The organism is Collinsella sp. CLA-ER-H8 (assembly GCF_040092335.1).
Lineage (GTDB): Bacteria > Actinomycetota > Coriobacteriia > Coriobacteriales > Coriobacteriaceae > Collinsella.
In genome coordinates, this window is the sequence record NZ_JBBNLU010000006.1 from 20,951 (window position 1) to 38,321 (window position 17,371).

Genomic DNA, 17,371 nt, shown 5'->3' on the forward strand with positions numbered 1-17,371 from the left:
CGAAGAGCCTCAGTTTGCCATACATATGCTATTTCTGCTTTTTGTACAGCACCTCGGCAACGACCTCGGACCGCTCTGCGCATCGAGCGCCGCGGAACAACTCACTGGTAGCACACTCATATACGACATCTTTTTCCAAAAGAGAGCTGTTGTTGCTCATTTGGACAAACGGCTTCCCGGCGTTCATCACATCGGGCTCGTACGAAATCTGGCAATCGTTAAACTCGAGCAGACCGGGCACCGCTTCGTTTCCGTTAAAGAACGAGCTCATGGTCACGCCCTGCGCTTTGCAGCCCTCAAAGTGCATATCTACCAGCGGACGCTCGGTTTGATAGCCCTTCTCGGATCCAAAGTCGTAGTTGATCAAACGCCCCGGATTGACAAACGAACAGTTGTGCAAGCGCCAACTGCACGAATCGCCACGATACACATCACCGGCGGGCGAATAGTATTTGACCGCCGCATGCATATGGTGAGTACCTTCGAGGATATGCTCATACTCGCCCGGACCGACAAAGCGGCAAGAATCGACCAGCAGGTTTATGCAACCCAGGCGAATGGCATTGCATGCGGTATTGAGCAGGCAGTCCTCGACGACGACATTGCGCGCGTCGAAACCGGCGACACAATCGTCTCCCGTCTTGAGCGTGCACGAACGGATCGTGACGTTGTTGCAGTGGTGGATGTTCAGCCCGTCGTGACCGCCCAGAATGCTCACGCGCTCAATAAACACGTTGTCGCACGAGTCGATCTGATGGCTCCAATTTGCACTGCGCACAAAGGTGTAGCCCTTAAGCGTCACATTGCGGCACCGGCAGATGCGGATACCCATGGCGCCGCGAAAGCCCTCCTCCCCTGCCGGGTCGGTGCAATCGACGCCGTCAAAGAAGCTGCCGGGCTCGCCCACGATCGTAACGTTTTGGGCATCGGCCACCGTCAGCAGCGCACGCGTATAGTGCGGGGGAAGACGCTGAATACGCACGATCTCGGGGTCGGTCGCATAACGCAGCGTAGTTGGGATATCCCAATCGGTATAGTCGGCAATCTCGTCAGAGCCCCGGATGGTCGCCCCGGCCTCAAGATACAGCTCGGTATCGCCGTACATGCGAATCGATCCGACACGATACGTACCGGCCGGAACAACGACGCGAGCACCCTGCGCGTCACGCGCACGGTCTAAAATCTCCTGAAACTCAGCCGTCACGCAACGGCTGCGGTCTGCGAGCTCGGCAGGAACACGAAGGATAGTGAGAGACATATCAGTCCTTTCGTATCTCAATGGCTCAATGGCCATCGATCGACAAATCGGGGCCAAAATCGCTCCATGCGATTTCAATCGGGTCATGCTTGATAGGTAAAAACGTAACGGGAAGTATCGAATAGCCCGATGCCCCCAGATCGTCAGGATCCCAATGATCGAGGAGCACATAATGACGCCCACCAGCCTTAAACAGACAAGTTGCCTGGCCATCGTAGGTGCTTCTGGCGCGATCGCCCACGCAGGGGTTATCGATGAGCTTCCACGGCCCAATCATCTGCGGCGCCGTGCCAAATAGAGCCGGATTCGCCCGCCAGCCGGTGCATCCGCTTGTAAGCAGATAGAGCTGGCCACATGCACTCAACACGCAGGGAGACTCTCGTTCTTGCTCGGAAAAAACGCGAACGAAACCGCCCAGGACGCCTTCGTAGTCGTCGGTAAGCGGTGCGACGTGCAGCGTTTTATTACCCTCGGAGCTACAGATAAGGTATGCAGAACCTCCGTGCTGCTCATACAGCGTGAAATCCCTGCTGTCCTGGCCGCAGGGTCTAAACACATTCACAAGCTCAAAGGGGCCCGTCGGAGCATCGGACGTGGCAACACCCACGCCGGCGAAACGATAGCGCGCATCGTCCGCATGAAACCAAAGGACACAGCGACCCGTCTTGGCATTAAACAGCACGCGTGGTCGCTCCATCACGCCCGAGGGCCTTAAGACATCGTATTCACTCGCGCGCTGCGAGCAAAACACTAGACCGCAGTCGTCCCAGTCGACAAGGTTGGTCGAGCGATAGCAGCGAATACCAATCGCATCCATACGGCGGTTGACGGTTTTACCCGATTTATCCTCCCCATACCAATAAAAAACGGTTTTTCCCGCTGCTTCGATAGGAAGAATCCATCCGCCATGAGCCTGTATGGGTCTACCGGTCGAATCTTGCCAAAGCGTCCCGTTCTTTTGGGCACTCATCGAAGGACCTCACCGTTGGCGGAAGTAAGCACTCGACCCCAAATCTCAATCTGGCTTAACCCGGGAAACCCGTCCTCATCGATTTTGACAAGATTTTGCAGCTTGACCCACGAAACGATACGCCCTCCCAGATCAAACGTTTGCCGCGCTCCCGTCTTCTTGAGCGCCAGATCGGTAACAGAACCGTCCGAGAGCTCCAGTTGCACCTGGCGCCAGCATGTATCGTGCGGAAAATCGGCGCGAAGGTACAGCCGCAGTTCATCTGCGTTAACCGGCTCTCCAAAATCAATCTTGAGCCATGCATCCGCACGTCCGGCGACACTCCACGACTCGTGCGGCCAACTTCCGTGATTTGACGTCTCCATCACGCCGTCAATCACGTTGCGGGCAACAAACTGGGGGTTATCCATGGGAACATTTGAGGTCACGTGTGGATAAACGCCTGTCATGTCCTCGCAGTCGCACGCGTTGAGCGAAAGGTTGCGCCAAGCAGCGGCTTCGCGAGGGTCTTCCCGTCGAACGTATGCAAAATGCCGATCGCCCTCAAACGCCCATCCCTTGCCGTAGGCTTTCTGACGGCATCCAAGTGGAATCGGAAATTCAAACGAATCCTCGGTCATGAGGACATGGCTTTCTGCAAGCGAGGCATCGAGCCTCAACACAAGGCGAACCGGATGGGTATCGCAGCGAACGACGAGTTTGTCGCCGGGTAGATACTCCCCTCGCCATGCCAATGTCACCTCGTCCTCTTGCTCAGCGGCATACACGACTTCGCCCGTAGCCCGAACGACACTCAAGCTGAGCACAGACATATATCCTCTTCTCTATCGATCGCGATATGAAAACGAACCGAATGTCGCCGTTGAGCTCTTGTCCCACATATCGATGCATGAAAGACCGACGACCATGCCGGTATAGGCAGGAAAGCCGACGTGCTCGTCGGACAGCACCGAAGCATCGAGCACTAGCGGAGCCCCCGCCCCGTCGGCCACAAAGCTGCGACTGTCCCCGTCAAGCGAATAGAAGAAGCGCATGTCATAGCCATCGACTTCGACGCCAAGCTCAAGCGCCTCGACATCGTCGGGAACCACAATACCAGCATCGCCCAGAGGCATGCCGTAGGTCCCCCTGTCACACGTCATAACCTGGAGCACGCGACAGGACCGCTTATCATCCCACGTAAGATGCAGATAATAGAATGCACGCGAGTCGTATTCGCAGATCAAACCCGCCATTTGGTTGTAATGACGCGGGGCAAACCTCACCGTGCATCGCGCGGTCCATGCATGGCTGCAAACGCGACGGACGAGTTTTGACTGCTGATGTGCCGAGCTCGGCGACTCGCCGCCCTTGAGCGTAAGACCTTCGGGACCGACGCTCCACCAACCACCATCGCGATAACGGCAGCAAAGCCACTCTTCCTGCCAGAGTCTATCCGCATCATCGAAAGTTGTGTCGTAGGACATAGATTCGCTTGGTGCGGAAACCTCTCCCTGCACATCAAACATGACCGGGGCCGTGCAGGCACCCTCTGCCAGACGCGGCCACCCATCTTGCCATACAATCCGCGCCATACCGGTCTCGCGGCCAAGCACAGAGTAGCCCGATTCATGTTCATCGAATGCATGCTTGGAGCCATCGCGCTGAGGCAGATAGCGACTGCATAAAAACGAGACGTACCACGAACCGTCGGGCGCCTGTGCAAAGTTGCCATGTCCCGTACGGCGCAAGGGGCTGTCGCTCAACCAAGCGCACACAAGCGGTTCGGGACACATCTCATACGGGCCCCAAAGTTCGTGCGAGCGAGCCATACGGATTCTATGGCGACGACCCGTACCGCCTTCGGCACAGGCAATGTAATACCATTGGTCATGCTTGAGCACATGCGGACCCTCGCGCAGCCAGTTGACCGCATCACCGTTATCCAAAACAACCTGAGCTTCACCGATTAGGCCGTCCTCAAGCGAAAACTCCTGCATTACCAGGCCGTTGAATTTGTGATGGCCATCAATGGGACGAGGATCCCATTGGGGGTTGATAACGTAATGCCGACCGTTCTCGTGGAAGAACCCGGGGTCGAAACCAGATGCATTGACAAAGACCGGCTTAGACCAAGGGCCGTGTGGATCGCGCGCAGTTACCACATAGTTGCATACGTCCTTGAATACGCCATCAATCTGATAGGCAATGGTATATGTGAGCCAAAAAAGATTGTTTGTCTCATCATAGGAAAGATCGGGGGCCCAGACGCCAGCCGAATCGCGAACACCGCGAAGGTCCAAATCGGGCAGCGCGCCGCCGATAGAGTGCCAGGTAATCAAATCGTCAGATTCGTAGAGCGAAACCGCCGGCACCCATTGAAACGTCGACGTGGCGAGATAGTACTTTCCGTGCGCTTGACACAGGCACGGATCTGGATGAAAACCTCGAAGCACGGGATTGGCGATCGTTGTCATCGGCTACACCCTTTCCCTCAAAATCCTATCTATCGCATACGCGACGCCATCGTGGTCATTGTCGAGCGTTTGCGCGTTTGCCACGGCTTTTACCTGTGGCAGCGCATTACCCATGGCAATACCGAGGCCCGCTATCGATATCAATTTGACATCGTTCTCGTCGTCTCCGAGCGCGGCAACCTCATCGATTCCCATGCCCATTTCCTTTGCCAGGGCGGCAACGCCCTCGGCCTTGGAGCAGCCCTTGGCGATCGCATCGCACCAACAGACATCGGACTGAACCGCCTCGATGTCATCAATGGACAACAGCTCGCGCTTAACCAATCCATAGACCTTAGGGTCGACATGATGAACGGCACCCTTGAGGACTCGCCCGGTATGCTCTTGAGCAGCTTGGCGCAGCTCGTCATAAGAACCCAATCGGGTATACCGCCGCGTTGCAGGAGACTCTCCACCCCTGCGCTCGATATATCCCGCACACAGGTTAAAATCGCCGCCCGCAAGCGATATATAGCAATTATGCTCAGCTGCGATATCGATGGTCTTCTGCACATCCACATCGCTCAATCCATGACGGAACACCTCATGGTCGTCAAGCATGACATAGGCACCCGAAAGGCAGACGGCGGTATGAGGCAACCCCAGTCCATCGGCGGTCTCGGCAATATTGAACGGATGGCGACCGCTCGCGATGGCGACGTCTATGCCGGCATCGCGAGCACGGTCGATTGCGCGCCGGTTAGCCGCTGTTATCTGCTTCGACGAGTTGAGTACCGTACCGTCCAAATCGATACAGATCAGCTTAATCGCGGGGATGGCCACCTTGTCAATGGTCGTGTCTACCACAGCAGCGTATCCTTTCCAGCAAGCCGTAAAACCGCCTCGAGGAAATAGTAGTCTCCGTACACCATGGGAACATGGCGATCCTTTTCGGAGAAATAGGCACCAGAGCACATGGTGACCACGCCGTCATGCTCGACATTCCAATCACAGAAACGCGCATCGGTCGCGCGCAGGATTCTAAGCGCCCACGTCACCCACTCATCGCGCTCCGCACCCTCGCAGGAACGTGCGATTTCGAGCATTCCGCATGCGGCGATGCAGCCGGCAAGCGCATCCCACCAGTCGACATCGACGGGCTGACGAAAGTCGAGCTTGGCAACGTTGCCCGTCAGCGAAACCTGGCTGGTAAAGTAGTTCGCCACGCGCTTTGCCGTTTCGAGGTAACGGGCTTCACCCGTATGACGGTACGAAAGCGCAAAACCGTACACCGCCCACGCCTGACCACGGCTCCAACTCGAACCCGAAGCATACCCCTGTCCCGCGGGCGTATCGAGCAGCTCGCCATTGTGCGGGTCGAGCACAATAATATGGTTGCACGACCCATCGCCGCGGACCGTATTACTCATCACGGTGTCGGCGTGGTCTTCGGCGACATAGGTAAACCGCGGGTCGCCGATAACATCGCTCGCCCAGTAGAGCAGCGGGATGTTCATCATCGAATCGACGATGACCCAACCGGCGCGATCACGATTCCACGAACGAATGAACTTGCCACGCGGATTATAGCGACCGGCCAAAAGATGGGCGGCATGAAGACCGCGCGCCTGGCTGCGCTCGTTACCCGTCAGGCGATAATCGGCAACGGCCGAAAGCAGCCACATAAAGCCGACATCGTGATGAAGGCCGGTATAGCGCTCGAAGGCGCCGTCGAGCTTGTCCTCCACCTCGCGTGCGGCCGTCAAGTATTTATCGTCCCCGGTCGCGCCGTAGCACTGCCACAAGATGCCCGGCCAAAAACCGTTCGTCCACCAAATAAGATCTTCGGGCGTAGCCGACATATCCTTTTTGTAGATACCGTCCTCGGCGATATAGGGGATCTTACCGCCAATTCGATCGCACTCGGCGCTAAAGCGCTCGACGAGCTTTGTATAGGTCGAGTCCAGCCATGCGGCGTCATCGGAACACAAGTTAAACGGTTGTGTTGACATGGATCCTCCTTGTGAGTTGGTCTGCGGGAATCCCCAGAAGTCGCGAAGCCTCTTCGCGATAATCCCGCGAGCGTTTACGATTTGTTTCGCTATAAATCTGCGAGAGCAAATATGCGGCGTATCCGCGTCGACGCCCCGATAGCGTCGCGTATTTGTTCTCCAGCTCGGTTCTATACATCTGCCCGTTATGGCACACGGCGATATCAAAATGACGTCGATACGCCTTGACCTGCTGCTCGGTCATGCCGGCCTGCGGCATTTCGATCAAGATGCGGTGACAATGCTTGCGGTCCCCGTTGGCGGCAAAGCCGTCAAAACCGTCGGCAAGCACCATCGATCGCTGCGCATCGTTTAGCTTGAGGCCCATAAGGCCATTGAAAGCCTCGACCATTTGGTCTTTATCGCCCCGACGTGTCAGCGCTATAAAACGCAAGCGCTCGCGGGCAAACACCGACAAGGCAAACCTTGCCCCAAAGCCATCGATCTTAGCGAAAAACCGGTCCAGATCGCCCTCGCGTGCAGCGACATTCAAGTCGCGATAGATGCGGTAGCGAAGGTAAAAGCCACCCGCCGTAAAGACAATTGTGAGCACGGCAATAAGCGCGATTGCATATCCCAGACCCATAGTGGCCTACCTCCCGATGAAAAGGGCGAAAGCGGATGGGACCACCGCTTTCGCCCAAACACAAACTTTGATCGTTAGGCGACCGTACCGCCGGTGACACCAAGCAGGGTGAAAACGACACACAGTACCAAGATGATCGCAAGCAGAACCATGGCGCTGTTCTTGGACTTGGACTTACGCAGGTAAGCAAAGGAGCCAAGCGTGATTGACAGCGGGACAATGCCCGGAAGAATCGAATCGAGCATGGCCTGCAGGTTGAAGGTGGCACCGCCCGTGGGGATAACGAGCGTAGTGGTGACCGTAACGAACTGTGCGGTCATGGCGCCGACCATGATCATGCCCAGGACCGTAAAGCCCTTGGTGAAGGCCTGCATCTTACCCGATGCCATAGCCTCGGTAATAAAGCCAGTGCCCAGCTTCATGCCCAGGCTGCCACAGAACCAGTGGATAATCTGGTTGGGCACGTTGTAGACAAGGGCGAACAGGATGGGGCCGAGCCAAGAACCCTGCTGCGAGAAACCAATGGCAACGCCGGTTGCGATAACACGCAGGCAGGAAAGCTGGATGGAGTCGCCGATACCGGCGATCGGGCCCATGAGGGCAACCTTGATGGCCTCAATGGAGTTGTCATCAAACTCCTCGCCGGCATCGAGGGCGGCCTTGCGCTCGTACTCCATCGAAATGACGATGGCGTAGATGAATGAGGCGAACATAGGGGTGGTGTTAAAGAAGTTCTGGTGGCGCTGAAGTGCGTCATAGTACTCGTCGGTGTCCTTGCCGTAGATATCGGCAATGAACGGCTCGAGCTGCCAGACGGTGGAAGTGCCCTGCTGCTTGGTGTAAGACGTGCAGAACATCAGCCACCAGACACGGGTGAAGAGTCGACGGACGATACTCTTCTTCTTTTGCTCGGTCAGCCCGTTTTTGGGCTCCGTGGCGACGGCGGTGTTAGTCATTGAAGAAATCCTCCTCATCATCGGCAGAAGATGCGGAAATCTGCTTTGCGGCAGCCTTGTCGTCAATGCGACGCAGCTCGTTGAAGATCGTCACCGCGGCGATAACGCCACCGATAACTGCAATTTCGACCAGGGACAGCAACGGGGTATTGGCGCTCGCAACCGTAATGGCTTTATCGGCGAGCGTGGCACCCGTCACCTTGCTGTAACCAAAGAAGGCAACCAGGCCAAAGCCCAGGAAGAAGTACGGGAAGGCCTCCTTGGTGTAGAGCTGCTTGAGCAGCAGGGCAAGGCCGAGGGCGGGAAGCGCCGCGGCGGCAACCTTGAGGGAGGCATTGAGCCAAGCGGGGATGGCGTCGACAAAGGCGGACACGACGGGCTGGCCAGCAAGCGTACACACAAAGCCGAGGATGAAGTAGCAGAGCTCGAAGCAGACAAACTGGGTGATCCACAGACGGTTGTAGCCAGCGTAGTTATGGTTGGCAAGCAGCTGCTCAAACTTAGGAACAAGCGAGGTCACGACAACCTTCATGCAGGAGTAGAGCAGCGTACCCAGGGCGGACAGAGGAATAGCGAGCGTCATGGCGACCTCGATATCCTGACCCAGCAGGATGGCGAACGCACCGCCAAAGATCGAGCCCATGGTAATGTCGGACGGCATAACGCCGCCAAGGCTCACGTTGCCGATAAAGACAAGCTCGAGCTGGGCTGCGAGGATAATGCCCTCGGTGGGGTGGCCGAGCAACGCACCCAGAATTGCCACACAGAAGATCGGGCGTGCAAGCTGGGTAGATGCCCACCAATCAAAGAACTTTGCCCCCATCAGCGTAAGGCCGACGATAAGGGCGGCAGTAACGTCCATTACGTTCTCCCTTCACATTCATACGTATTGCAATCGTTCGCGGCAAGGCCTCTACCGCAAACGCAGTTGCCTAAATAAGACTCATGAGATCCTTGCGGTCGTTCTCGGGGACCGGCTGATGGATAATCTCGACGTCCATGTCCGAAATCTCGTGCAGAACAGCCCTGTCGCCATCGGTCAGATAAACCGAGTCGGAGACTTTCTGCTTGCCGGCGATGGGTCCGTTGATACGACCATAGTTGGCGACGTTAAGCACCGGACGCTCCTCGATGCCTTTAAACACGGCGAGGATGTCGCGCGGGTCATTGGAGACGAGCAGGATCTTCATATCCTTGGAGCGCGGGTCGTTAAGAATGCCCTGCGCCTTCTCGATCGGCAGGATGGCTGCCTTGACGCCAGCGGGCGCAGCGCCCTTAAGGGCGGCGACCTGGACAGCGTTCTTAGCGATGCTGTCGGAAGCCACGATGATTCGGCTGATACCGAGCTCCTTGCTCCACTTGACGGCGACCTGTCCGTGAATCAGGCGGTCATCGATGCGTGCCATACTAATCATGTTTGATACTCCTTAACCTCAACCGTTCGGTCTTGCGCTGTGCGTTATCGCTTAGAAAAAATCGTCCTCGCCGTTATCGACCGGAGCGTCTGCTTTGATAAGCTCGACGACCTTGGTGCCTGCCTGCGCGTCGGCGACCGCCTGATCAATCTGAGCCTGCGAAAGCTCGCCGGGCATTGCTAAGATCGACAGCACGAGACCCATTGACAGACCCGAAAGAAGCACGACGTTGTCGAACTCAGAGAGCTGCTGCAGGCTCTGGTTGCAAACGCTTCCGCCAAAGATATCGGCAATCACGATGAACTGATCGTTCGGGCTTGCCGCCACACGATCGCGCAAGCCCCCGATAAGCTCGACGACATTTCCGTCGGGCGCGAGTCCCAAATACGAGAGCTCCTCGTTTTTGCCAAACACCATGGCGACGGCATCGGCAACACCGGCGGACAACTTTCCGTGTGAAATCAATACGACCTGTTTGCTCATCTGGCTCCCCTTGGTTTCTTGTTTAGCAAACTGGTTTACTAACCGGTTTGCATTGTTCAGAAGATGTTGAAGAAAATGCAGCCATTTTCAAAAACTATTTGGCGTTTGACCGTTGGCGGTCATTTTCCTACCGTTTACCGGATGCGTGTGCGTCAATTTTGACTTCCAGGATCTCCGTAAACCATGCATCCCAGATGAAATGCGGTCGCAGGCATTCTGGTCTTCAATGCCGGAACGGCATTCTGCTCACAGCTGTAGATGTTCGTTGCAGGGTTTTGGCGCACGGCAACCGCCTCACGCCCATCCCACTCGCCGGCAAACGATTCGACCAGCGCTCCAAGACCGACCTGCCTAAGCTTGCGCCCTATCTCGTCGCGACATGCCAAAATATCCTCGATGCCCGCCACTTGCCCGTAATTATCGTCATCGCCGCCCGGCGCCGACATGTTACGTGCAAGCCTGATAGACCCCTGATTTCGCTCGGCGCAGTCAAACTTTGAACTCCAGCCAAATACTGGAAAACCACCTTCGTAGGTCTCCAAGGGAACCGAAGACTCGACATGGTGGATGCGTATATGCCTAAACTCGTCGACCAGAACTAACCAGGTCTCGACACGTGCAACCGCTCCATAGCCCCACAGGCTATAGGCATAACCGTCATGGATTTCGTAGCCCTCGATACGGCCGCGACTTGCAAACTGATCGGTCCCGGCGACCGAAAGTGTCAGGGAGCTATCGACCGCAAAATTGCCGATTCCAGTTCCATCGACCGACGCGTTCCATCCAAACGCCGTCGAATAGCACAACTTGCCGTACTTTGAGTAGCGCCCCATGAGGCCCGAGGCGCAGTACTGTTTTGCCGAAAGCATATAGGTATGGCGCTCGCCGGACTCAATCAACACGCCAGGCTCGTTTTCGACATGCAGCTGCTTGAGTTTGAAAGCATGCGGCTCAATGCCCCAAAACGGATCGTCCTGAGGCAGCGCCAAAACGACAAACGCCCTAAATGCCCAAAAGGAGGCTCCGGGGCTGGAGTAATCCTCGCGTATGGGCGCACCAGGGTAGCCATATCCAATGGATGAAAGGCAGTCACGCCCAGTAGAGTCGTACCACCACGAAAGATGACGACATAGCAGGTCTTTTATCTCGGCAGCAGGGGCGATCCTTTCACCCATGAGTGCCGCAGCGCTCCAAAATGCCGCCTGGGCAAAGCGGTAGGTCAAGCTGCGCCCAAACGGCAACGCCCTGCCACACGAATCAAACCAGTAGCGGTAGTCTGCCGCAAAAGCCTTTGCGCGCTCGATGCAGTCAACAAGCGGATTTGAACGGGCATAGCGCTCAAGCAGCAACGCAATGAGGTGAAATGCCGAGCGATATATGTATCAAGCTGAAAAGGGGTACCATCCTCATACCATCCATTGCCGACATACATGTTCTCGACGGCTGCGACATCCGCCGCCAGGCGATCGGCATCATAGGCAAGGCCGCATTGGCGCAAGCCGCAGTTGATAAGCACGCGCGCGAGATACCAGCTTCCCCACGGAAGTTCAATCTTATTTGCAACGTTGAGCCACGAGACAAGACGCTCTTGTTGCACGGAACTTAAACGGTCAAGCAGCTCGTCACCAAGACACAGCAGGCCATATCCATACACGACCTGCTCAAAGACGATTTGTCGTGTTTCGAGCGTAGGATCGGTAAACGCGTTTGGGTCACCCGGCGTTAAACCTTTTGCAATGTAGTCAAAATAAGGTTTAATACGGGGTTCCTCCGGTGACACGCCACCTTTTACCAATGAAAAAACTGCCCAGAGAGGGCGAGAACCCCATTCAAAGCGACGAATGGGCACTCGAAACGAAGCGCCAATATTATCGGGGCACATAAACGGATCAGGAAGCAGATCGAGCACCCAGGACAAAAGATCGTCCCTCGTCGAAAGCGAATAGCGCTGGCGTGCTGTCTCCATAATCCTCCCCCTTTTTACGGTTTTTCCCATCATATCTTTTGCATAGGCAAACGGTTACGTAAACCGATTATTCCCCCGTTGTTGATTAGCGCATTGCGAAGGCCTTACCCCTATCTGCTATCGGCACGCGATGGTAAACTGATTTACAATTTATCAAAGTAATCCCCCGTAGAAAGAAGCCCTCCCATGGCTAGCCAAACCAATGCGAAAAAGCGTGTGACGATCAAAGAAATCGCTGCCATGGCTGGCACATCTAAGACCACGGTTTCCTTTTACCTAAATGGCAAGACCGACCGCATGAGCGACGACACGCAGGCGCGCATCCGCAAGGCCATCCACGATACCGGGTATGAGCCAAGTCCCCTCGCCCGCGGCATGAATGCCAAGAATAGCCAGATGATCGGCGTGATCATCGGCGACATCACCAACACGTTTGCAAACCAGCTGGTCAAAGGCATCGATACTGTCGCCAGTAAGGAGGGCTACCGCATGCTAGTCTGCGCCTCCAACTTTGACAAGCAAGATGAGCTCGCCTACATCGATCGCCTTATCGCGTTAGGCGTCGACGGCTTTATCGTACAGCCGACCGCCCGCTTTAAAGAAATTAGCAAATCTATCAGTGACAGCGGCAAACCCCTCGTTTTTATTGATTCCAAGCTGTACGACTTTAGCTCCAACTGGGTCAAGACGGATAATTACGAAGCTTCATACCGCGCCGTTGAGGCATGCATCGAAAAAGGCTACCGAAGGTTTTTGGTCGTTACCGCCACGCCGGGGTTGATTTCCAGTCGTATTGAACGCTTCAGCGGCTTTGTCGACGCACTCGAAGCGCACGATCTTGGTTTTACGCAATTCTTGATTGAAAACGACCAGGTAGACAGCGAGAAGCTCGAAAACTTTTTGGCATCGAGCATTGACGGGACAACGCCAACGCTCATCTTTGCCCCCAACTGCTGGGCTTTGCCCGAGGTCTACAAATGCTGCAAGGCCTATTACCACCTTATACCCGAAACCGTGGGCTTGCTGGGCTTCGACAACACCGAATGGGTCGGCGTCGCCTCCCCCTCAGTTTCGGTCGTCGAACAACCAGCTCGCGAAGAAGGACAGACCGCGGCACGCATCCTGCTTGACCTAATTGCCGAAAAAGAGCAGGTCGAAACGCATCAGGTGCTCGATTGCCATATTCGCTGGAACGAGAGCACCCTCTAGCCCCATGCAAGCAATAGCGGCTCGTTTCTTGCCGCAATGAGTTGCCTTCTCATGCTGGCGCGGAAAGCTGAAAAACCAATTTACCTATATTGCACACCGAGCAATATATCAGTTTGGCACGTAAAGTGATGAATTCAAGACCATCATTGACAAAACCGGTTTACTAGCTGACACTTGCACTGTCAGTCATTCCACAAAGATTGGAGCAAGATGGCCGATAAGAATTCTGACAACTTTACGTTTAGCATGGACAGCTTCCGTCTAGACGGCAAGGTCGCACTGGTAACCGGCGCCACCTATGGCATTGGCATGGCTATCGCCGAGGCGCTCGGAGAGGCTGGCGCCAAGATCGCCTTTAACGCACGTCACGCCGACAAGGTAGCCGAGGCCGAGAAGCACTACCGCGAGCTGGGCTTTGAGGCTCATGGTTACGTGGCAGACGTCACCGACGAAACTGTCGTCGCCGAGCTCATCGCCAAGATCGAGGCCGACTTTGGCACCACACCCGACATCCTGGTCAACAACGCCGGCGTCATCCAGCGTACCCCGATGCTCGACATGAGCGCCGAGGACTTCCGCCGCGTCGTCGATATTGACCTCAACGCACCGTTTATCGTGTCCAAGGCCTGCCTGCCCGGCATGATCGCCAAGGGCCACGGCAAGATCATCAACATCTGCTCGATGATGAGCGAGCTGGGCCGCGAGACCATCGCCGGCTATGCCGCCGCCAAGGGCGGACTCAAGATGCTCACCAAGAACATCTGCTCCGAATTTGGCGAGGCCAACATCCAGTGCAACGGCATTGGGCCCGGCTACATCGCCACGCCGCAGACCGCGCCGCTGCGCGAGACGCAGCCCGACGGCAGCCGTCACCCGTTTGACCAGTTCATCATTGCCAAGACGCCGGCCGCCCGCTGGGGCACGCCCGAGGATCTGAAGGGCCCCGCCGTGTTCTTGGCTTCCGACGCGTCGAACTTCGTCAACGGCCACATCCTCTATGTCGACGGCGGAATCCTCGCATACATTGGAAAGCAGCCTCAATAAGCGTCGCCGCAACTGGCCACATCAGGTTTCATCCACTCGTTTTTCATTTGAGTTGCGGTGAGATAAGGATTGGTTTTGGCTTCTATCAGGCAAAACAGTCCGTATTTCACCGCAAGTTAGAAATAGAAAGGTAATTCGCAATGAAAATCGCTCTGATCAATGAGAACTCTCAGAACTCCAAGAACCCCATGATCGAGGCTGCCCTTAAGAAAGTTGTCGAGCCCATGGGGCACACCGTCTTTAACTATGGTATGTATGCCGACGCCGACTCCAAGCCCCTCACCTACGTGCAGAACGGTATCCTTGCCGCCGTGCTGCTGAACTCCGGCGCTGCCGACTACGTCGTGACCGGCTGCGGCACCGGCGAGGGCGCCATGCTCGCCTGCAACTCCTTCCCCGGCGTGCTGTGCGGCCACGTTGCCGACCCGCTCGATGCCTACACCTTTGCCCAGGTCAACGACGGTAACGCTGTCGCCATGCCCTTCGCCCTCAAGAACGGCTGGGGCCAGGAGCTCAACCTTGAGTACACCTTCGAGAAGCTCTTTGGCTTTGGTTCGGGCAACGGCTATCCTGCCGAGCGTGTTGAGCCCGAGCAGCGCAACAAGAAGATCCTCGACGGCGTCCGCGCTGTGACTATGCGTCCGCTCGTCGACGTTCTGGGCGAGATCGATCAGGACCTGGTGAAGGGCGCACTTGCCGGCGAACACTTCCAGGAGTACTTCTTTGCCAACGCAACCGACGAGGCCATCATCGCCAAGGTCAAGGAGATCCTGGGCCTCTAATCGCACGACTCATTGCAGCTAACGCAAGCGGCGGTCGTCCCACGTACGGGACGACCGCCGCTTTTTGCTATCTACCGACTGACGCCGCGGGGACAGGCCCCATGCACCAAGGGATTAACTAGAGCTCGCAGGCAATCTTGTAGCCGTCGCCGATGGCGTCGCGGATGTTGCCGCACTTGTTGGCATCGCCCAACACGTGGGTGGTAACGCCGGCTGCAGCAAGGTCGTCGGCCAACTTGGTATTGGGACGATAGCCCATGGCAAGTACCAGCGTATCGGCATCGGCGATGGTGTGGATCTCGCCGTCCTTTTCGTAGCTGATGGCATCCTCGGTAATCTCGGTCACCTTGGCCTCGGTCAGCACGTGAACGCCCTTGGAGAGCATGCGCGTGATGAGCACCGCGCGACCGGCGCCGCCCTCGTTGGCGGCGAGCGTCTTGGTCATCTCGATGACGGTGACGTCGCGATTGGCCGGCGACAGATCGTTGACCAACGGGGCCAGGTAGTCGGCCGTCTCGCAACCGACGGTGCCGCCGCCCACGATGACAATCTTCTTGCCCGGGAAAGCCTTGCCGCCCAACAGGTCGTCAGCCGTCATGACCTGCTTAAATCCCTGCATGAAGGCCGGGGCGATGGGCTCGGCGCCATAGGCCAGGACGACCTCGTAGCCGGCGTAGTCACGCTGAATGTCCTCGGCAGTAAGCTCGGTGCCAAATACGCACTTCACGCCGACCTCGGCCAGGCGACGGTACTGATACTTGATCACGCGGGTGAGTTCCTGCTTTGCCGGCGGAACGGCCGCGATGCGCATCTCGCCACCCGGCTCGTCCTGCTTATCCACGAGCACTACGTTGTGGCCGCGCTTGGCAGCAATGTAGGCTGCCTCCATGCCCGCAGGACCAGCGCCCACAACCAGCACGTTCTTAGCCTCGGCGGCAGGCTCGTAGCCGGCCTCGTCGCGCTCAACATCGGGATTGACGGTGCAGGAGATGCGCTTGCCAAACATAATGCCGTTCAGGCAGCGCAGGCAGCCGATGCAGGGGCGGATGTCGTCGGCGTTGCCGGCAGCGGCCTTATTGCAGAACTCGGCATCGCACAGATTGGCGCGGCCCATCATGCAGATGTCGGCAGCGCCGTCCTCGATCAGCTCCTCGGCGATCCAGGCCTCGTTGATACGTCCGACGGTGGCGACGGGAATGTTGACGTGCTTCTTGATCTCGCGCGAACAGGCGGCGTGCGAGGCCTGCTGGGTACCGGCGGCAGGAATCGCGGAACCGCGCTTGATGGTGGTACCGCCCGACACGTGAATCATGTCGACGCCGGCCTTCTCCAAGCGACGCGAGACATAGATCATGTCGTTGAGGGTCAGGCCGCCATCGGTGTACTCATCGCCCGAGATGCGGACGTCGATGATAAAGTCCTTGCCGCAGCGCTCGCGAATCTCGGCGATGACCTCGAGCAAAAAGCGCATGCGGGCGTCGAGCGAGCCGCCGTACTCATCGGTACGCTTGTTATAGAGCGGGGTCAAGAAACCGCCGAGCATGCCGTGGGCGTGCGCCGCATGGACCTCGACGCCATCGACACCGGCCTTCTGCATACGCACGGCAGCGTCGCCAAACTGATGCGTGAGCTCGTGAATCTCATCGACCGTAATGGGGCGCGGCGCCTCGCGGGCATAGGACGGGCCCACAAAGGACGGAGCGATCAGGCGCGGCGTACCCGGAATGTTAAAGGCCATATAGGCGGGGTGGAAGAGCTGCGGCATGATCTTGCAGCCATACTCGTGGACGGCCGCGGCGAGCTTTTCCCAGCCAGGGATAAACGTGTCGTCGTAGCAGCACATGTCACCCGGCAGATAGGTATAGGTAGGCTCGACCGTCACGACCTCGGTGATGATGAGGCCCACGCCGCCCTTGGCGCGGGCACGGTAATGATCGACCAAGTCGTCGGTCACATAGCCATGATCGGCCAGGTTGGTGGACACCGGCGGCATAAAGACGCGGTTCTTGACCTCGGTCGTACCGACCTTGATCGGACTAAAGAGCATCGGGTAGGCGGAGGACTCCATCCAGGGTTCCTTTCATTTGAGCCGCTCGGCGGCAGTTGCTGACGTACCTATCGTATCAGTATCCGCCGCATTCGTACTCGCTCGCACTCCCCACTTTCAATCCCAACCCTCACAAAAAAGTTGCGGCGGAATACGGAGTAGGTGAGGC

At 56.9% G+C, this 17,371-nt stretch carries 17 protein-coding genes and 1 pseudogene; 3 read left to right on the top strand and 15 right to left on the bottom strand.

The window, feature by feature from the left end; translation table 11 throughout:
• Positions 1-28: 28 nt before the first annotated feature.
• The 14 genes and pseudogenes from AAAX72_RS05175 to AAAX72_RS05240 all read right to left on the bottom strand — a co-directional run bounded on the left by AAAX72_RS05175 (position 29) and on the right by AAAX72_RS05240 (position 12,153).
• A complete protein-coding gene (locus AAAX72_RS05175; RefSeq protein ID WP_349129366.1) occupies positions 29-1,258 on the bottom strand; it encodes a right-handed parallel beta-helix repeat-containing protein in 1,230 nt (409 codons plus the stop codon).
• Positions 1,259-1,283: 25 nt separating this feature from the next.
• The gene (locus tag AAAX72_RS05180) at positions 1,284-2,075 is read right to left on the bottom strand and encodes a glycoside hydrolase family 43 protein (RefSeq protein WP_349129368.1); all 792 of its coding nucleotides are present in this window, start codon (positions 2,073-2,075) and stop codon (positions 1,284-1,286) included.
• Between the two features lie 149 nt (positions 2,076-2,224).
• Complete coding sequence (locus AAAX72_RS05185) at positions 2,225-3,040, bottom strand: hypothetical protein (protein ID WP_349129370.1); 816 nt, start codon at positions 3,038-3,040, stop codon at positions 2,225-2,227.
• Positions 3,041-3,052: 12 nt separating this feature from the next.
• Entirely contained in the window at positions 3,053-4,684 is a 1,632-nt protein-coding gene (locus tag AAAX72_RS05190; protein WP_349129372.1) for a family 43 glycosylhydrolase, read from the bottom strand.
• Between the two features lie 3 nt (positions 4,685-4,687).
• Positions 4,688-5,530, bottom strand: a complete 843-nt coding sequence (locus AAAX72_RS05195; RefSeq protein WP_349129373.1) for a Cof-type HAD-IIB family hydrolase — start codon at positions 5,528-5,530, stop codon at positions 4,688-4,690.
• On the bottom strand, positions 5,524-6,675 hold the full coding sequence (locus tag AAAX72_RS05200; RefSeq protein ID WP_349129375.1) for a glycoside hydrolase family 88 protein: 1,152 nt from the start codon (positions 6,673-6,675) through the stop codon (positions 5,524-5,526). The genes AAAX72_RS05195 and AAAX72_RS05200 overlap by 7 nt, the downstream gene beginning before the upstream one ends.
• The gene (locus AAAX72_RS05205) at positions 6,656-7,300 is read right to left on the bottom strand and encodes a hypothetical protein (RefSeq protein ID WP_349129377.1); all 645 of its coding nucleotides are present in this window, start codon (positions 7,298-7,300) and stop codon (positions 6,656-6,658) included. Before AAAX72_RS05205 ends, AAAX72_RS05200 begins: the two co-directional genes overlap by 20 nt.
• 74 nt (positions 7,301-7,374) lie before the next feature.
• The gene (locus tag AAAX72_RS05210) at positions 7,375-8,256 is read right to left on the bottom strand and encodes a PTS system mannose/fructose/sorbose family transporter subunit IID (RefSeq protein WP_349129379.1); all 882 of its coding nucleotides are present in this window, start codon (positions 8,254-8,256) and stop codon (positions 7,375-7,377) included.
• The gene (locus AAAX72_RS05215) at positions 8,249-9,118 is read right to left on the bottom strand and encodes a PTS sugar transporter subunit IIC (RefSeq protein ID WP_349129381.1); all 870 of its coding nucleotides are present in this window, start codon (positions 9,116-9,118) and stop codon (positions 8,249-8,251) included. Before AAAX72_RS05215 ends, AAAX72_RS05210 begins: the two co-directional genes overlap by 8 nt.
• A 70-nt stretch (positions 9,119-9,188) precedes the next feature.
• Entirely contained in the window at positions 9,189-9,671 is a 483-nt protein-coding gene (locus tag AAAX72_RS05220; RefSeq protein WP_349129383.1) for a PTS sugar transporter subunit IIB, read from the bottom strand.
• Between the two features lie 51 nt (positions 9,672-9,722).
• Entirely contained in the window at positions 9,723-10,154 is a 432-nt protein-coding gene (locus tag AAAX72_RS05225; RefSeq protein WP_349129385.1) for a hypothetical protein, read from the bottom strand.
• A 152-nt stretch (positions 10,155-10,306) separates the two neighbouring features.
• Positions 10,307-11,056 carry a hypothetical protein gene (locus AAAX72_RS05230; protein ID WP_349129497.1) on the bottom strand — a complete coding sequence of 250 codons (750 nt, stop codon included), beginning with the start codon at positions 11,054-11,056 and terminating at the stop codon, positions 10,307-10,309.
• Between the two features lie 111 nt (positions 11,057-11,167).
• Positions 11,168-11,461, bottom strand: a pseudogene (locus AAAX72_RS05235) (DUF2264 domain-containing protein); the annotation flags it as partial.
• Positions 11,374-12,153, bottom strand: coding sequence for a DUF2264 domain-containing protein (locus tag AAAX72_RS05240; RefSeq protein WP_349129387.1), 780 nt, complete (start codon positions 12,151-12,153; stop codon positions 11,374-11,376). The pseudogene AAAX72_RS05235 and the gene AAAX72_RS05240, both read right to left, overlap by 88 nt.
• A gap of 153 nt (positions 12,154-12,306) precedes the next feature.
• On the opposite strand from AAAX72_RS05240, the gene AAAX72_RS05245 reads away from it, so the two are divergent.
• The 3 genes from AAAX72_RS05245 (at position 12,307) to AAAX72_RS05255 (ending at position 15,155) form a co-directional block, all read left to right on the top strand.
• Positions 12,307-13,329: a LacI family DNA-binding transcriptional regulator gene (locus AAAX72_RS05245; RefSeq protein WP_349129389.1), complete on the top strand. Its 1,023-nt coding sequence runs from the start codon at positions 12,307-12,309 to the stop codon at positions 13,327-13,329.
• A 210-nt stretch (positions 13,330-13,539) separates the two neighbouring features.
• On the top strand, positions 13,540-14,373 hold the full coding sequence (locus AAAX72_RS05250; RefSeq protein ID WP_349129391.1) for a gluconate 5-dehydrogenase: 834 nt from the start codon (positions 13,540-13,542) through the stop codon (positions 14,371-14,373).
• A 140-nt stretch (positions 14,374-14,513) separates the two neighbouring features.
• The gene (locus AAAX72_RS05255; RefSeq protein WP_055309683.1) at positions 14,514-15,155 is read left to right on the top strand and encodes an RpiB/LacA/LacB family sugar-phosphate isomerase; all 642 of its coding nucleotides are present in this window, start codon (positions 14,514-14,516) and stop codon (positions 15,153-15,155) included.
• A gap of 118 nt (positions 15,156-15,273) precedes the next feature.
• On the opposite strand, the gene AAAX72_RS05260 is transcribed toward AAAX72_RS05255, so the two are convergent.
• On the bottom strand, positions 15,274-17,223 hold the full coding sequence (locus tag AAAX72_RS05260) for an NAD(P)/FAD-dependent oxidoreductase (protein WP_195568436.1): 1,950 nt from the start codon (positions 17,221-17,223) through the stop codon (positions 15,274-15,276).
• Between the last annotated feature and the right edge of the window lie 148 nt (positions 17,224-17,371).

What these genes read in the sequence shown, in the direction of transcription:
- AAAX72_RS05240 (WP_349129387.1), bottom strand. Translation starts at nt 12,153, where the DNA reads ATGATGGGAAAAACCGTAAAAAGGGGGAGGATTATGGAGACAGCACGC.
- AAAX72_RS05200 (WP_349129375.1), bottom strand. Translation starts at nt 6,675, where the DNA reads ATGTCAACACAACCGTTTAACTTGTGTTCCGATGACGCCGCATGGCTG.
- AAAX72_RS05210 (WP_349129379.1), bottom strand. Translation starts at nt 8,256, where the DNA reads ATGACTAACACCGCCGTCGCCACGGAGCCCAAAAACGGGCTGACCGAG.
- AAAX72_RS05175 (WP_349129366.1), bottom strand. Translation starts at nt 1,258, where the DNA reads ATGTCTCTCACTATCCTTCGTGTTCCTGCCGAGCTCGCAGACCGCAGC.
- AAAX72_RS05255 (WP_055309683.1), top strand. Translation starts at nt 14,514, where the DNA reads ATGAAAATCGCTCTGATCAATGAGAACTCTCAGAACTCCAAGAACCCC.
- AAAX72_RS05245 (WP_349129389.1), top strand. Translation starts at nt 12,307, where the DNA reads ATGGCTAGCCAAACCAATGCGAAAAAGCGTGTGACGATCAAAGAAATC.
- AAAX72_RS05225 (WP_349129385.1), bottom strand. Translation starts at nt 10,154, where the DNA reads ATGAGCAAACAGGTCGTATTGATTTCACACGGAAAGTTGTCCGCCGGT.
- AAAX72_RS05220 (WP_349129383.1), bottom strand. Translation starts at nt 9,671, where the DNA reads ATGATTAGTATGGCACGCATCGATGACCGCCTGATTCACGGACAGGTC.
- AAAX72_RS05260 (WP_195568436.1), bottom strand. Translation starts at nt 17,223, where the DNA reads ATGGAGTCCTCCGCCTACCCGATGCTCTTTAGTCCGATCAAGGTCGGT.
- AAAX72_RS05205 (WP_349129377.1), bottom strand. Translation starts at nt 7,300, where the DNA reads ATGGGTCTGGGATATGCAATCGCGCTTATTGCCGTGCTCACAATTGTC.
- AAAX72_RS05215 (WP_349129381.1), bottom strand. Translation starts at nt 9,118, where the DNA reads ATGGACGTTACTGCCGCCCTTATCGTCGGCCTTACGCTGATGGGGGCA.
- AAAX72_RS05190 (WP_349129372.1), bottom strand. Translation starts at nt 4,684, where the DNA reads ATGACAACGATCGCCAATCCCGTGCTTCGAGGTTTTCATCCAGATCCG.
- AAAX72_RS05185 (WP_349129370.1), bottom strand. Translation starts at nt 3,040, where the DNA reads ATGTCTGTGCTCAGCTTGAGTGTCGTTCGGGCTACGGGCGAAGTCGTG.
- AAAX72_RS05250 (WP_349129391.1), top strand. Translation starts at nt 13,540, where the DNA reads ATGGCCGATAAGAATTCTGACAACTTTACGTTTAGCATGGACAGCTTC.
- AAAX72_RS05180 (WP_349129368.1), bottom strand. Translation starts at nt 2,075, where the DNA reads ATGGATGCGATTGGTATTCGCTGCTATCGCTCGACCAACCTTGTCGAC.